The following is a 14,691-nucleotide window of genomic DNA, read 5'->3' on the forward strand; positions in this document are numbered from 1 at the left end:
CGCGTCGCGCTGCACGCGGCCGATCCAGGCCGCCGTGTCGTCGGAGCCGGCGACGGGGCCGAGCACGGGGTCGGCCGGGCCGCCCGCCGCGACGACGACGCCGCGCACCCCGAGGACGGGCTGCAGGGTGCGGCAGACGTCGGCCAGCGCGGCCGGCACGTCCAGCGTCGCCGCGGTGGCCCGGCCGAGGCGCAACAGGAGCGCGTCGAACATGGTCTTCTCCCCGGCCCGGTGGAAGGGGGAGCGCACCGGGCCGTACTGTGCGTCGCCGGGCGAAGGCGCAGCGTTACCCCGTCGAGGCTCACCGACTGCTCTGGCAGTCTCAGCACGTGATCACCAGGATCGCCCCTGCCGGCTTGCACCCCACGCCCGGGTACGCGCACGTCACCCTGGTCGACGCCGGCCCGCTGGCCTTCTTCGCCGGCCAGCTGCCGGTGGACGACTCGGGCGAACGGGTGGTCGGCGTCGGCGACCTCGACGCGCAGGTCGACCGGACCGTCGGCAACGCCGCGCGGGCGTTGGCCGCGGTCGGCGCGAGCCCGCGGGACGTCGTCCGCACGACCGTCTACGTCGTGGCGAGCTCCTCGGCCGAGGCGGGCCGGGCCTGGCACCGGTTCGCGGCCTCGGAGATCGGGGCGGCGTTCACCTCGGCGAGCACGCTCGTCGGGGTGAGCCTGCTCGGCTTCCCCGACCAGCTCGTCGAGCTGGAGATGACGGCCGCGCTCAGCCCTCCCGGAGCCGACGCGCGGTGAGCCGCGCCGCTACCGCGACGGCGATCAGCAGCACGACCAGGTCGCCCACGTGGACGCCGTGCGTGCCGTAGAAGACCAGCAGCACCGGGCCGACGGCGGTCACCGCGGCGAACGCCAGCACGACGAGCGCGGCGACCGCCCAGACGGCGGCGATCCGACGCAGCCGACGGCGGTCGGGCGCGGTCCGTCCGGAGGATCGCGCAGGCGTCGGCATGCGTCCGAGGTTACGCGGAGCCGTCGGAGCCCACGTCCGTCCGAGCCGGGCGGGCCCGGCGCCACCCGGACGGAGGCTGCCCCGTCGGATGAACCGGACCGGCGGTCACTCCCCGCACCGGATGGACGATTGCCCCGCGCCGCACCGGCCACTGATCATGCAGGAATGCTCCCTGCCCGTACGCGGTCACGCGCTGTGGCCGCGTTGCTCGGTCTGGTCGCGCTCGGGGTGGTGCTGAGCGGCTGCTCGGCCGCGACCCCGCTCTGCGACCGGGCGGGCACCCTGTTGACCCAGGGCCGTCCGCTCGACGCCATGGCCCTCTACGCCCGTGCGGAGGCCCAGGACGAGGGCAACTGCGCCGGCAACGGCCTGAGCGCGGCCGGCGAGCAGATCGGGCGCGCCGCCGCCGAGGAGACCAGGGGCGCCGCCGCCGAGCAGGTCGGCGACGCCGCCGGCGCCGTCGCGGCCTACCAGGCCGCCCTGGAGCTCAACGCGGGCGACGCCCGGGCCGCCGCCGGGCTGGTCCGGCTCGGCCAGCCGGCCGGCACCCCGGCACCCGCCGAGATCCCCCCGCTCCCGCGCACCGTCGAGCCAACGGGCTGGTGGCGCAGCGAGTGGCCGCTGCTGGTCGGGGCCGGGCTGCTGGCGCTGGCGCTGGCCGCCGCCGGGTACGCGCTGGTCACCGGCATCCTGCTGCGCCGCAAGGTCGCGACCACCGGCACCACCGCCCCCGAGCCCGTCGCCGCGCCCGCGGCCGACCGGGCCGAGTTCGAGGCGCTGCGCGAGCGCGCCGACGGCGCCGCCGACGTGCTGGCCGAGCGCTGCACCGCCCTGGAGTGCGGCCTGGCCCGGCTGGAGGCCACCATGGCCCGCCGCGACCGGCTGCTGGAGGTGCTCGCCGGGCAGCTGGCCGGACCGCCGGCCGTCGGGGTGCAGCGCGAGCAGTTGTTCGTCGCCCCGCCGCGGCCCGAGGGCGCGCCCGGCGAGGGCTCCGGGGTGGTCGACGTCCAACTGGTCGCCGTGTCCACCGCCGACGGCACCCGTCGCACGGTCGCCCACCGGGTGCGCTGGACCCCGCCGGACGACCGGGCCGCCGCGGCGCTCGTCGAGCGGCTGGGCACCGACCCGATCGCCCTGGTCGACGTGCTGTCCACCGGCACCGTCAGCCCCGCGTGGGCGCGCAGCACCGAGCTGTGGCTGCTGCCGCCGGCCTCCCGGCTGGCCGCCGACCTGGGCCTGGACACGGGCACCGCGGCCGAGCCCGGCCCCGGCTCGCTGGAGGCGCTGGTCAGCGGCGGCGCGATCCGGGCGGGCCAGCTCACCCGGCTGACCGCCGAGACGGCCCCGCCGTTCGCGCCCGACGCCACCGTCGCGTTCCTGGCCCGGCTGGTGACCGTGTTCGTCGGCGGGGCCTGGACGAACGCGTCGCTGACCTCCGAGGCGCACGAGGCGGCCTCGGAGATCGCCGCGGCCGCGCTGGAGGCCGCCACCGGGCTCACCGACCCGGTGTCGACGGGCAGCACCGGGCGCACCCCGGGCCCGCCGGCCGAGCTCGACCGGCTGCTGGGCCGCCCCACCGGCCCCGTCCCCGGCCCCCGCCCGCACGCCCCGATCACCGTGCGCGTGGTCGCCGCGCCGCCCCGCGCCGACGACCGCCGCCCCGACGGCCCCGTCACCGAGGGCGGCACCCTGCGGATGCGCACCACCTACCGCATGGACCGCTTCGAGGTCGACGCCATCGGCGTGCTGCGCTCGCTCGGCCGCGCCGCCTCCGAGGCGGCACGCGCGCTCGTCGCGAACCCGGCCGACGACGACGCCGTCGAGGCGTTCCGCGCGGCCGTGCGCCCCTCCGAGGGCTCCGCCGGCCCGGCGCTGGGCTGCGACGTGGTGGCCGGCGGCGACGACGAGGTCGGCTTCACCTACCGGGTCGGCACCGCCCGCCTCGACGTCGCCACCCTCCTGGCCGACTCCGCCGACCTGACCAGGGCGTTCGCCGAGCAGGTCGCCTCCGCCCGCGGCGGGGGCGGCCACCGCCCCTTCGACGCCGCCCTGCGCGAGGCCGTCCGGCCCGAGCACCTGGGCACCATCGCCGCCGACCTGCCTGGCCGCTCACCGGTGCTGGTCATGGAGCCGGGCAGGCGCGACGCGGTCGACGCCCACTACGCCCCGCCCGACGGCGCGCCCCCGGCCGCCGGCGCCGACGCGCAGAACGGCGCGGACATGTACCAGGCGCTGGCGGTCAACCGGTCGCCCGCCGAGCCGGAGGGCCGCTCACTGGTCCGGCGCCGCCGACCGGCCGGCGGCCCGATCCCGGAGCGGCCGCGCCGGGAGCCGAACGGCTCGGGAGGACCCGGTCGGTAGCGGCGCAGCGGTCAAAGATCGCTCTCGCCCTGCCGCAGTCCGTGCTCCCATGCCCGCAACCGGCTCTCCCAGACGTCGAGCGCGTCCGCCCGCTCGACGTTGATTCGACGGGCTGTCGCGATCCTCTCCCAGGCCGAACTCTGCGCCCGGGCCTCCAGCCACCCGATCACGATCGCCGCGGCGATCAGGACGAGCCCTCCGATGACGGCCACTGCTTCGAGCATCCCGACCACCTGACCTGAGAGAGGCGACGCTGCCTCTCAGGGTAGAACCTTGCCGCTCGAAGTGCAATTTCATTTCGAGTGACCACAGCTGGATCTCGAAGTGGTGGCATCCCCGCATCCACAGGACTACGGTGGGCCAGTGCCGGAGGACGCTGGTCGCTACCAGTCGACCGTCGAGCGCACGACCGGCACCTCGGGCGCGCCAGGAGCCGGTCACTCACCGATGGTGGTCACCTCTTCGGCTCGTTCTCGGTCTGCAAGGTCGACGACGATCGTTGCCGTCGCGACCATCGCGGCCTGAGATTGCAGAGCGCGTTTGAGGCTCACCCGAGCCGTCGAGTGCCGAGCGTCCAGGGAAGGGAAGAGGCGTGAGCGCTCGGAACGACAGCACAGAAGTCCAGGAGCAGGAGGACTCGGTCCGTGGACTGAGCCCCAACTTGGCACGGCAGCGCCTGGGCGCGCTCCTGCGCGATGCCCGGACGCACGCCGGCCTGACCCTGGAGGAGGCGGGCCAGGCCCTCGACAGGTCGGCGGCGACGATCAGCCGACTGGAGCGGGCCGAAGTGAAACCCCGCCTCCTCGACGTCTCCGCCCTCCTCGACCACTACGCCGGCCGCAGCGCGGCGGCCGTCCCCGAGGACGTGCGCCACCTCGCGGTCGCCCTGACGACCGAGAGCCGCCGGGAGTCGTGGTTCTCACCATTCCGGGACGTCCTCGCCGGCAACATGGTCTCCGACCACGTCCGGCGGTACGTCGAGTCCGAGCAGGACGCCACCCGCATCGACTCCTACCAAATGGATCTGGTGCCCGGACTCCTGCAGACCGAGGCGTACGCACGGGCGATCGCGGACACTTACTACGCCGACAGATCTCCTGAACAGCGGGAGCGCTTCGTGCAGTTCCGGATGAAGCGCCAGGAGGTGCTCACCCGCGAGGCAGCACCTCCCCACCTGCACGTCGTCCTCGGAGCGCTCGTCTTCCGACGCAACGTCGGAGGCCCCGCGGTCATGCGCGAGCAGCTCACCAGCCTCGCGGACCGGATCCGGAACGCCCGACCGAACATCACGATTCAAGCAGTTCCGGCGGAGGTCGCGATCCGCGCGGCGCTCGGTGGCCCCTTTCTTGTGATGTCCTTTGCGGACAGTCAGCACGATTTCGTGTACCTGGAGATGCGATCGGGCGCGGAGTACTCGCAGCGACCCTCGGACCTCGAGCAGTATCGGGAGTTGTTCAGCGATCTCAGTGCGGCCGCCCTGGACCCGGCCGGCTCCCTGAACGCGATCGAAACAGCGATCAAAGAACTGCCGAGCTGATCACCGCTTCCGACGCGGGCTGAGCCGCGCGGGCAGCCGCGCTGCTCAGCCGGGTGTTTCCGACTGTCGCAGCGACTACACTCCCTCGTGCGTGACAGCGAGGAGGTCCGGGTGCCGGATGTGGACGCGACTGCCGAAGCCACCTTCAGGTCCAGCTCGTTCTCGGGCGGCGGGGACTGCGTCGAGGTGGCCATAGGCACCGACGACGTACGGGTCCGGGACAGCAAGAATCGCGCCAGAGCTCCGTTGATCTTCTCCCGCACGGCCTGGGAAGGCTTCGTCGCCGCGACCAGGATGGGCGAATTCAGATCCGCTTGAGACTATAAATTTTCTGCATCGAGATGCGTAGTCCCGCTCGGCCTGGGATCGTCCCCGCCGCACCCTGAGGACATCCCCACCCCCGCGCCGCCGCTCGCCCCAGTCCCCCGCGCCCGCCGCGTTCCTAGCGTCCGTCGCATGGTCACTACGGATGGGGTCGTCGGCTGGGTCGTCGGCCTGATGGATGCGCTGGGTGCGCCCGGGGTCGGGTTGGCGATCGCGCTGGAGAACGTGTTCCCGCCGCTGCCGAGCGAGGTGTTCCTGCCGCTGGCCGGGTTCGCGGCCGCCCGCGGGGAGATGAGCGTGGTGGCCGCCGTCGGCTGGACGACGCTCGGGTCGCTGGTGGGGGCGCTGGTGCTCTACGGCGTCGGGGCCGCGCTCGGGCAGCGGCGGATGTGGGCGCTGGCCGACCGGATGCCGCTGGTCGACCTGCGCGATGTGCGCAAGGCCGAGGCGTGGTTCGCGCGGCACGGCGCGAAGGCGGTGTTCCTCGGGCGGATGGTGCCGCTGGTGCGCAGCCTGATCTCGGTGCCGGCGGGGGTGGAGCGGATGCGGCTGCCGCTGTTCGCCGCGCTGACCACGGCCGGGAGCCTGGTCTGGAACACCGTGTTCGTCATGGCCGGCTACCTGCTCGGGGCCAACTGGGGTGTCGTCGAGCAGTACGCGGGCGTGCTGTCGAAGGGCGTGCTCGGCGTGCTGGTGCTCGCCGTCGCGGTGTTCGTGGTGCGCCGGGTCGCGGCCCGGCGCCGGGCCCGCGGCCGGATAGGGTCGGCGGGCGTGACGGCCGAGCACCCCGATCCCGACGCCACCGTGCGCCTCGTCCGCGTCCCGCCCGTCCCGCGGGGCACCCGGTGGCGGTGACGACCGGCGCGGCCCATCCCGCGAGCGTGCCGTGGCCGTCGCGGGTCACCGCCGCCCTGCGCACCGGGCTCGGCCTGGCGTTGGGCACCGCGACCGCCGGCCTGCACCTGCTGCTGCTCGTCCCCGCGCTGCTCGCGCTGTGCGTGCCGGCCGGGCGTCGCGCCCTGCCCCGGGCGGCCGCCGCTCAGGCCCGTCGGGAGCTTGTGCGGGTCGACCGCTTCCTCGGCGAGCCGTTCGACGCCGACCGCGACGTCGACGGCCGGCGGGCCGCGCGCTACCTGCTGGCGCGGATGCCGGCCGGGCTCGTCGGCGGCACGGTCCTCGTCCTGCTCCTCGTCGGGGTCGTGTTCGCCGTGCTGATCCTGTGGTCGTGGCTGAGCGGCACGCCGTTCCCGCTCGAGGAGCCCGCGTACGTCATCTCCGCGCTGGAGGTCGGGTACTACACGCCGTCCGGGGTCGTGCTGCTCTACCTGGCGCTCGCCGGGCTGGCCGGGGTGGCGCGCTGGGAGCGGTCCGCGGCGCGCCGGCTGCTCGCCCCGACCCGCGAGGAGCAGCTGGCCAGCCGGGTGACCGCGCTCGCCGAGTCCCGCGACGCCGTCGTCGCCGCCGTCGACGACGAGCGCCGCCGCATCGAGCGCGACCTGCACGACGGCGTCCAGCAGCGGCTGGTGGCCCTGGGCATGTTGCTGGGCCGCGCGCGCCGCCACCCCGAGCAGCTCGACCTGGTCGTGCAGGCCCACGAGCAGGCGCAGCGGGCGCTCGTCGAGTTGCGCGACGTGTCCTGGCGGGTCTACCCGGCCGCACTGGACACCGACGGCCTGGCCACCGCGCTGGAGGCCGTCGCCGAGCGGGCCCCGCTGCCGGTGCGGATCGACTGCGCGCTGGACGCCGAGCCGCCGCCCGCCGTGCGCGCGGTGGCCTGGTTCGTGGTCTGCGAGGCGGTCACGAACGCGGCCAAGCACTCTGGCGCGCGGCAGGTGCGGGTGGACGTCCGGACGTCCGGCCCGACCCTGCGCGCCGTCGTCAGCGACGACGGCCGCGGCGGTGCCGACCCGTCCGGCGGCGGGCTGGCCGGGCTGGCCCGCCGGGTCGCGGCGGCCGACGGCTCGCTCGCGGTCAGCAGCCCGGCCGGCGGACCGACGGAGATCCGGGCGGAGCTGCCGTGCGGGTGACGATCGCCGAGGACTCGGCGCTGCTGCGGGAGGGCCTCGTGCGGCTGCTGGTCGACGAGGGCCACACCGTCGTGGCCGCGGTCGGCGACGGGCGCGCGCTCGTCGGCGCGGTCGAGCGCGAGCGGCCCGACGTCGTCGTCGCGGACGTCCGGATGCCGCCGACGCACACCGACGAGGGCGTGGTGGCCGCGCTGGAGATCCGGCGGCGCTGGCCGGGCGTCGGGGTCCTGGTGCTGTCGCAGTACGTCGAGCGCCGGCACGCCGCCCGCCTGCTCGCCGACGACGGCGGCCGGGTGGGCTACCTGCTCAAGGACCGGGTGGCGCAGGTCGGCGAGTTCCTCGACGCGCTGGAGCGCGTCGGCGCGGGCGGGGCGGCGTTCGACCCGGAGGTCGTGCGCCAACTGCTGGTCACCGGACGCCGCGCCGACCCCCTCGACCGACTCACTCCGCGCGAGCGCGACGTGCTCGACGCCATGGCCGAGGGCCTGACCAACGCCTCGGCGGCCGAGCGGCTGCGGATGTCGGTCAGCGCCGTGGAGAAGCACGTCGCCTCGATCCTGGCCAAGCTCGGGATCGCCGAGGACCCCGGCTACAACCGCCGCGTCCTGGCCGTCCTGCGCTACCTCGCCCCCTGACCCCCCTTCGTCGAGGGCCCAGGGCCTCTGGCGGCTCCTCCGCGGCGTGCGACCTCCGATCAAGCAGGGGGGAAGCGCCGCTCCCGGCCAGCTTCACGGCCGAGTGGGGCGTCCTCGCAGCACGGGGTGGGGCGTCCTCGCAGCGCCCGGTGGGTGCCGCAGCCCGAGCTGGGTGCTCGCAGCGCGCCGGCGGGCTGCGAGCACACCGCTGGGTCTGCGAGAACCCCGAATCACATGATCGACTCGGCCTCCGAGGCACACCACCCCGCCTCCTCGCAGAGTCCCTGCGGTCTTCGCAGGGTCCACAGCACCTGCGAAGACCACGACGCCCCTGCGAAGACGCCCCCGCCCGGCCCCGGGGACCGCAGGGGAGAGCCCGGCGCCCCCAAGCTCCTGCCGCCACGCCACCGGAGGCCGCCGCGCACACCTGCCGGACGTCCTCGCAGAGTCCCCACGGTCTCCGCAGGGTCCACAGCACCTGCGAAGACCACACCGCCCCTGCGAAGACGCCCGAGCCCGAGCCCGGACCGAACGGGAAGCCCGGCACCCTCCCCACGCCCCCTGCTCGATCAGAGGTCGCCCTCCGCGGAGGAGCCGCCGCGGGCCCCTCAAACGCGCGCCCAGCGAACTAGAGCTCCCCCGCCGCCGGGATCACCTCCCGCGCGAACACCTCCATCCGCCGCGGGTCCCACACGTCCGGCAGCTTGCCCTGCACCGCCTGGATCCCCAGCCCCGCCAGCCGCCGCAGCTCCTCCAGGAACTCGTCGACCTTCTCGCCCTTCTCCCCCACGTCGAGCACGATCTGCGCGGTCTTCTCGATGTCGTCGTAGGAGCGGCCCTCGGTCTCGCAGTGCGCGCGGAGGACGTCGAGCTTGTGGGCGACGTCGTCGCGGGCGAAGAGGTTGCAGGCGTCGGCGTAGCGGGCGACGAGGCGCAGGGTCTTCTTCTCGCCGCCGCCGCCGATGAGGATCGGTGGGGTGCGCAGGGGCTGGGGGGCGTTGAGGGTGCGTTCGAGCTGGTAGTGCCGGCCGTGGAAGGGCTCGTCGGTGTCGCTCCACATCTGCCGGCAGATCTGCAGGGTCTCTTCGAGGCGTTCGAACCGTTCGGCCAGCGGGGGGAAGGGGAGGCCGAGGCCGGCGGATTCCTCGGCGTTCCAGCCGGCGCCGACGCCGAGCCAGGCGCGACCGCCGGAGAGGACGTCGAGGGTGCTGACGAGCTTGGCGAGGAGGCCGGGGACGCGGTAGGTGGTGGCGCTGACCCAGGCGACCAGGTCGACGCGGCTGGTGCGGGCGGCCAGGTAGCCCAGTGTCGTGTAGGCCTCGAGCATGTCGTGCTCGGGCGGGCCGTGCGGGGTGATCTGCCAGACGTGGTCCATCACGCTGATCCGGGCGAAGCCGGCGTCCTCGGCGGCGGCGGCGATGCGGGTGAGGTCGTCGGCGAGGCCGGCGGGGCCGCTGGGGTAGGTGAGGTCCGCCAGGTGCAGGCCGATCTTCACGTGGTCCTCCTGGGTCGTTGCGGGGGTGGGGTCGGGGTGCCGCCGATGCCGGAGTAGATGAACGAGGTGAGGGTGTCGACGGCCTCGTCGTCGTCGATCTCGTGCCCGGCCCAGCCCTGGACGAGCCAGAAGTGGGCGAAGCCGGACATCAGCGCGGTCATCGCGGTGGTCACCACCAGCGGGTCGCCGGGGAGCACGGCGCCGCCGGCGCGGGCCTGCTGCAGGTGCTCGGCGAGGTGGTGCAGGTCGGGTTCGAGCATGTCGCTCATGCGCCGGGAGAACCGCTCGTCGACGGTCGCGGCCTGCTGCAGCGCGACCATGACCGCGCGGTTGCGGCGGAAGTAGGCCCAGTAGCCGGCGACGTGGTGACGCACGGCGTCGCGGTCGGTGAAGTCGCCGCTGTGCGCCGGGTCGACGGCGAGTTCGTCGCTGCTGGCCAGCACGTCGGCCAGCAGCGCTTCGAGCAGGGCTTCCTTGTTCGGGAAGTGCGAGTAGAAGGACCCGGCGGCGCGACCGGCCTCCGCGGTGATGTCGGTGATCTTGGCGTTGAGGTAGCCGACCCGGTCGAACACCCGCACGGCGGCCCGTTTGAGCGCCGCCGCGGTCTCCTCCCGCTGCGCCCGGCGCACCCCGGCCGTGGCCATCCGCCCTCCCGCGTTCGGTGTTGACCGGACGCTAGCAGGGCTCTACGGTGACGTAAGATTCACTGAATGTTAGTTCACTGAAAGAAGGTTCACCATGACCGACGTGCTCGTTGTCGGAGCCGGACCGACCGGTCTCACGCTGGCCTGCGAGCTGGCCCGCCGCGGGATCGACCACCGGCTGGTCGAGCGCAGCCCGCGCCCGTTCGAGGGGTCGCGGGGCAAGGGCCTGCAGCCGCGCACCCTGGAGGTCCTCGACGACCTCGGCCTGGTCGACCAGGTGCTCGCGGACGGCGGCGACTACCCCGTCCTGCGCGTGCACCTCGACGGCGGCGCCCTGCACGACATGCGCATGGCCGAGCCGAACGACCCCCGCCCGGACGTGCCCTACCCCAACGGCTGGATGCTGCCGCAGTGGCGCACCGCCGAGCTGCTCGCGCGGCGGCTGGCCGAGCTGGGCGGGCGCGTCGAGCTGGGCGTGGAGGTCGCCGGCCTCACCCAGGACGCCGACGGCGTCACCGCCGCCCTCGCCGACGGCTCGTCGATCCGGGCGCGCCACCTCGTCGGCGCCGACGGGGGCCGCAGCGCCGTGCGCCGCGCGCTGGGCGTCGGGTTCGAGGGCGAGACGTTCGAGACCGACCGGATGACGATCGCCGACGTCCTGCTCGACGGCCTGGACCGCGATCACTGGCACGTCTGGTCGGGCGGTGACCAGAGCTCGTTCCGGCTCGGCCTGTGCCCGCTGCCGGGCACCGACCGCTACCAGCTCACCGCGCCGCCCGGGTCGGTCGACACCGTCGAGGAGCTGGTCGAGTCGGTGACCGGCGGCGCCGTGCGCGTGCTCGACGTCGGGTGGCGCTCGGAGTTCCGGGCCAACGTCCGGATGGTCGACCGCTACCGCGTCGGGCGCGCCTTCCTGGCCGGCGACGCGGCGCACGTGCACTCCCCGGCGGGCGGGCAAGGCCTCAACACCGGCATCCAGGACGCCTACAACCTGGGCTGGAAGCTCGCCTCCGGCGACGACGCCCTGCTCGACACCTACGAGGCCGAGCGGCTGCCGGTCGCCGCCGCGGTGCTGGGCATCAGCTCGCGGCTGCACGGGAAGATCCGCGACGGCGTCGAGGACGCCATGCGCCGCGACGACCCGCTGCTGCGCCAGCTCGGCGTGGGCTACCGCGGCGGTCCGCTGGACGACGAGCGCCGCCGCGCCCCGGGTGCGGTCCGCTCGGGCGACCGCGCCCCCGACGCCCCCGGCCACTCCCCCGACGGCACCCCGCTGCGGATCTTCGACGTGCTCCGCGGCCCGGACGCCGTGCTGCTGGCCTTCGGCGACCCGGCCGCCGTCCCGCCCGACGTCGACGCCCGCCACGTGGTGCCCGCGGGGCGCCCGGCTCCGGCCGGCGCGTTCGTCGACACCGACGGCCACGCCTTCCGCGCCTACGACATCGACCCCGACGCCCCGGGCGCCGTGCTGCTCCACGTCCGCCCCGACGGCTACCTCGGCACCTGCGTCGACGCCCCCGAGCAGGTCAGGACGGGCAGCGCAGCCCGTCGAGCAGCCCCCGCAGCCGGCTGATCTGCGCGGCGTTCGTCCCGGTCGTCAGCTGCGCGCGCATGTCCCGCACGGTCGACGGCGACAGCGCCCAGCCCAGCGGCGCCTCCGCACCGGGCTGCACGGACGGCGCGATCCGCACGTAGGCCGACCCGGACTGCCCGGGCACCGGGTCGCCGCCCGCCGTGCGGACCTCGGCGAACGCGGTGCGGGCCTCCTCGCGCTCCATCGCCTCCCGCCCGCCGATCTGGCCGTAGAGGGCCGAGAGCGGCGCGGTGACCTCCACCGGCGGTCGGGTGCCGGCGTCGCTGGGGCCGACGTCGGGGGTGTTGTCGATCTGCACGAAGATCGGCACGACGCAGCCGGCCGCGCCCTCGTCCTCGGCGGCGAGGGGCTGCAGGGCCCGCCAGAGCTGCACGGCGGTGGCGGCGCCGGAGTTGTCGACCAGGCCGCCGTCGGTGAGGAAGGTGACCGCGTCGGCGGGGAGCAGGCCGGTGCGGTCGGCGCAGTCGCCCGCGGCGACCCTCGCGGTCGGCGACACGTACGGGAATCGCGACGACAGGTGCCCGGCTGCGGACATCGGCACGTCCTCGTCGGCGCACAGGTGGTCGACCAGCTCGGTGGTGCGGGGCAGGGCGTCAACGGCGCCGGTGGAGGAGTCGTCGCCGCAGCGGACGTCGTCGGGGGCGTCGGCGGCGGCGCGGGCGGGGCCGGGCAGCCACATGTCGACGGGGCTGGCCACGAACCGGCAGCCGTCCTCGATCTGGGTGCCGTTGAACGCGAGCACCGGCATCTCCCAGCTGCCGCCGGTGTTGGCGGTGTCCCAGGCCTCGCGCAGCCCGCGGTTCAGGCCGGTGCCGGCGGGCTGGTCCCAGGCCAACTCCCAGCTGCGTTCGAGCATCTCGGCGCGGTCGGGCAGGTCGTGGGCGAGCAGCTGGTAGAGGGCGTCGCCGCTGAGCAGGCGGGCCAGGTCGGGGGCGAGGTGGTCGGCGGGCAGCACCCGGTCGACGGGCGGGGTGGGCTCGGACGCGGCGAGGTCGACGCGGCGGGCGCTCCAGGCGGCCAGCCCGACGCTGCCGCCGGAGGCGCCGCTGGCGATCATCACCGGCAGCCGGTCGGCGGGGTCGGCGGGGCAGCCGGGTTCGACCTCGGTCGGCCCGAACAGGCACTCCATGACCAGCGCCGTCCAGGTCGCGGCGCGGATGCCGCCGCCCTGCGCGGCCACGATGACGAGCGGGCGGGCTCCGCCGGCCTCGCCGCCGCGCCAGTCGGCGTAGGCGTCGGCCAGGTTGGGCACCGGGCGCGCCTCGGCCCGGTCGCGGCGCACGTCGTGGAAGCCGCCCGCGTCGAGCTGGGCGACCACCAGCCCCCACCCGAGAAGCAGCGCGATCACCGGGAGCCGGCGCAGCCCGACCAGCCGGAACAGCGGGAGCAGCGCGTAGCGGTCGATCCCGCTGTTGCGCACCAGCATGACCAGCAGGGCGAGGATCCCGGCCGCCCCGGCCACGCCGACCATCACCACGCCCAGGCTGCCGATCCAGGTGGGCAGGGCCACCGCCGTCGCGTCGGTGTCGATCATGGTGGTCCACAGCGCGCAGAACGCCAGCACGCCCGGCACGATCCACAGTGGCCGCGCCCAGCGCTCCCGCCGCGACCCGACGGCGATCCCCAGCCCGGCGAGCGCGGCGGCGGTCGCGGCCGGCGCGAGCACCCACAGCGACCCGGACGGCCCCGGCCGCACCAGCACGTCGTAGGTCGAGGCGCGGGCGATCGTCCAGACCGTGACCAGGCAGACCCCGGCCCCGAGCAGGTGCGCGAGCCGGCGCCCGTGCGCGGCGGCGCGGGCGGCCTCGCGGACGTCGTCCTCGTCGGGGGCGTGGTGGTGCGGTGGAGCGCCCGGGGCGTTCGCGCCCTCCGCCGCGGGCCGGTCGACCACGGCGCCGAGCACGAACACCACCAGCGCCATCCCCGCCGGCACCAGCAGCCCCCAGGCCCCGGTGAGCAGCCACACCAGGCCGCCGACGACGGCCAGCGCGATGCTGACGACGAGCAGCAGCGGCTGCGGGTCGCGACCCTCGAACGGCCGCGGGCACTCCGGGGTGTCGCTGGTCAGCTCGCGCACCGCGCCGACGACGACGAGCGCCGCGGCGAGCGTGGCCAGCACCGCGACGACGGCCTGCTGCCCTCCCCAGGCCCGCACGACGTCGTCGATCTGCGCGGCGCCCATCGGCAGCACGACCAGCAGCACGACCAGCAGCGCGACCACGACGACCACGCCGCGCGCCCCGGCCAGCGCCCCGCGCAGGGTCCGCGACACCCGCAACGCCGACGCGGCCGCCACCGCGACGGGCCCGACGACCACGGCCACCGCCAGCGTCTTGACCCAGGTGACGGCGGAGAGCACCAGGTCGAAGCGGGTGTCGTCGGCGGCCATCGCGACGTAGCGGACGTGCAGCAGGACGTCCTCGACGACGTCGACGACGGCCAGCGCCAGCAGCGCGCAGACCGCCCAGCGCAGCATCCGCACCCGGGCCGCGTCGAACCGCCGCCGCTCGACGGGCCGGTGGACGTCCGGCCCGGGTGCGGCGGCGGCCGGCGGGCGGCGGGTCAGCAGCCCCCACAGCCGCCGCGCCTCCTCGGCGACGTCCTCGCGCAGCGCCACCAGGAACGGCCGCGCCGGCGTGGCGTCGGGGACGGGCTCCAGCGGCTGCCGGAACCGGGCGTCGGCCCAGCCCAGCAGCAGACCGAGCGCCATCGCCAGCAGCGGCACGTAGGTCGCGACGAAGCCGAGGTCGAGCCAGAGCAGCCGCCCGTGCAGCACCGTCGTGGACGCCACCACCTCGGTGGCCTCGGTGCCGGGCATCGTGAGCCCGTCGTAGGCGTCCCAGGCCCGCGCGTAGCGGGCGATGGCGTCGGGCGCCCACGGGAACGCGAGCGCGCCGGCGCGGACGCCGTCGCCGATGGCGCTCATCCGCCCCAGCACGGCGTCGATCTGCCAGGCCATCAGCAGCAGGCCGCCCGAGAGCAGCGCCAGCACGTACCCGAGTGCGGCGCGGTGGCGGCGCCCGGCCAGCCACCCGGTCGCGCGGACGAGAGCCTCCTGCACCCGGCGACGCTACCGAGGGTGAACGCGAGCCGGAATCCGGCCCGCGC

At 75.5% G+C, this 14,691-nt stretch carries 14 protein-coding genes; 8 read left to right on the top strand and 6 right to left on the bottom strand.

The window, feature by feature from the left end:
- Positions 1-249: hypothetical protein (locus KIK08_RS07390; RefSeq protein WP_214402260.1), on the bottom strand; the 249-nt coding region annotated here is incomplete at its 3' end.
- 80 nt (positions 250-329) lie between these two features.
- Here KIK08_RS07390 and KIK08_RS07395 point away from each other — a divergent pair.
- Entirely contained in the window at positions 330-752 is a 423-nt protein-coding gene (locus KIK08_RS07395; RefSeq protein WP_214402261.1) for a RidA family protein, read from the top strand.
- Here the strand turns inward: KIK08_RS07395 and KIK08_RS07400 are convergent.
- Positions 724-966: a hypothetical protein gene (locus KIK08_RS07400; protein WP_214402262.1), complete on the bottom strand. Its 243-nt coding sequence runs from the start codon at positions 964-966 to the stop codon at positions 724-726. The two genes, KIK08_RS07395 and KIK08_RS07400, sit on opposite strands and share 29 nt — an antisense overlap.
- A 195-nt stretch (positions 967-1,161) precedes the next feature.
- On the opposite strand from KIK08_RS07400, the gene KIK08_RS07405 reads away from it, so the two are divergent.
- Positions 1,162-3,327, top strand: a complete 2,166-nt coding sequence (locus KIK08_RS07405; RefSeq protein WP_214402263.1) for a hypothetical protein — start codon at positions 1,162-1,164, stop codon at positions 3,325-3,327.
- An 11-nt stretch (positions 3,328-3,338) separates the two neighbouring features.
- Here KIK08_RS07405 and KIK08_RS07410 read toward each other — a convergent pair whose 3' ends face one another.
- Positions 3,339-3,551 carry a hypothetical protein gene (locus KIK08_RS07410; protein ID WP_214402264.1) on the bottom strand — a complete coding sequence of 71 codons (213 nt, stop codon included), beginning with the start codon at positions 3,549-3,551 and terminating at the stop codon, positions 3,339-3,341.
- 368 nt (positions 3,552-3,919) lie between these two features.
- On the opposite strand from KIK08_RS07410, the gene KIK08_RS07415 reads away from it, so the two are divergent.
- The 5 genes from KIK08_RS07415 (at position 3,920) to KIK08_RS07435 (ending at position 7,850) form a co-directional block, all read left to right on the top strand.
- Positions 3,920-4,864, top strand: coding sequence for a helix-turn-helix domain-containing protein (locus tag KIK08_RS07415; RefSeq protein ID WP_214402265.1), 945 nt, complete (start codon positions 3,920-3,922; stop codon positions 4,862-4,864).
- An 87-nt stretch (positions 4,865-4,951) separates the two neighbouring features.
- A complete protein-coding gene (locus tag KIK08_RS07420; RefSeq protein ID WP_308257473.1) occupies positions 4,952-5,182 on the top strand; it encodes a DUF397 domain-containing protein in 231 nt (76 codons plus the stop codon).
- 138 nt (positions 5,183-5,320) lie between these two features.
- A complete protein-coding gene (locus KIK08_RS07425) occupies positions 5,321-6,043 on the top strand; it encodes a DedA family protein (RefSeq protein WP_214402266.1) in 723 nt (240 codons plus the stop codon).
- Complete coding sequence (locus KIK08_RS07430; RefSeq protein ID WP_308257474.1) at positions 6,040-7,215, top strand: sensor histidine kinase; 1,176 nt, start codon at positions 6,040-6,042, stop codon at positions 7,213-7,215. The genes KIK08_RS07425 and KIK08_RS07430 overlap by 4 nt, the downstream gene beginning before the upstream one ends.
- On the top strand, positions 7,206-7,850 hold the full coding sequence (locus tag KIK08_RS07435) for a response regulator (protein WP_214402267.1): 645 nt from the start codon (positions 7,206-7,208) through the stop codon (positions 7,848-7,850). The genes KIK08_RS07430 and KIK08_RS07435 overlap by 10 nt, the downstream gene beginning before the upstream one ends.
- A 628-nt stretch (positions 7,851-8,478) precedes the next feature.
- On the opposite strand, the gene KIK08_RS07440 is transcribed toward KIK08_RS07435, so the two are convergent.
- Both KIK08_RS07440 and KIK08_RS07445 read right to left on the bottom strand, forming a co-directional pair.
- Positions 8,479-9,345, bottom strand: coding sequence for an LLM class F420-dependent oxidoreductase (locus KIK08_RS07440; RefSeq protein ID WP_214402268.1), 867 nt, complete (start codon positions 9,343-9,345; stop codon positions 8,479-8,481).
- Positions 9,342-9,989, bottom strand: coding sequence for a TetR/AcrR family transcriptional regulator (locus KIK08_RS07445; RefSeq protein ID WP_214402269.1), 648 nt, complete (start codon positions 9,987-9,989; stop codon positions 9,342-9,344). The genes KIK08_RS07440 and KIK08_RS07445 overlap by 4 nt, the downstream gene beginning before the upstream one ends.
- A gap of 94 nt (positions 9,990-10,083) precedes the next feature.
- On the opposite strand from KIK08_RS07445, the gene KIK08_RS07450 reads away from it, so the two are divergent.
- On the top strand, positions 10,084-11,562 hold the full coding sequence (locus KIK08_RS07450) for an FAD-dependent monooxygenase (protein ID WP_214402270.1): 1,479 nt from the start codon (positions 10,084-10,086) through the stop codon (positions 11,560-11,562).
- Here KIK08_RS07450 and KIK08_RS07455 read toward each other — a convergent pair.
- Positions 11,516-14,644: a hypothetical protein gene (locus tag KIK08_RS07455; protein ID WP_214402271.1), complete on the bottom strand. Its 3,129-nt coding sequence runs from the start codon at positions 14,642-14,644 to the stop codon at positions 11,516-11,518. The genes KIK08_RS07450 and KIK08_RS07455 overlap by 47 nt on opposite strands.
- Between the last annotated feature and the right edge of the window lie 47 nt (positions 14,645-14,691).

Source organism: Pseudonocardia lacus (assembly GCF_018531445.1).
GTDB lineage: Bacteria > Actinomycetota > Actinomycetes > Mycobacteriales > Pseudonocardiaceae > Pseudonocardia > Pseudonocardia lacus.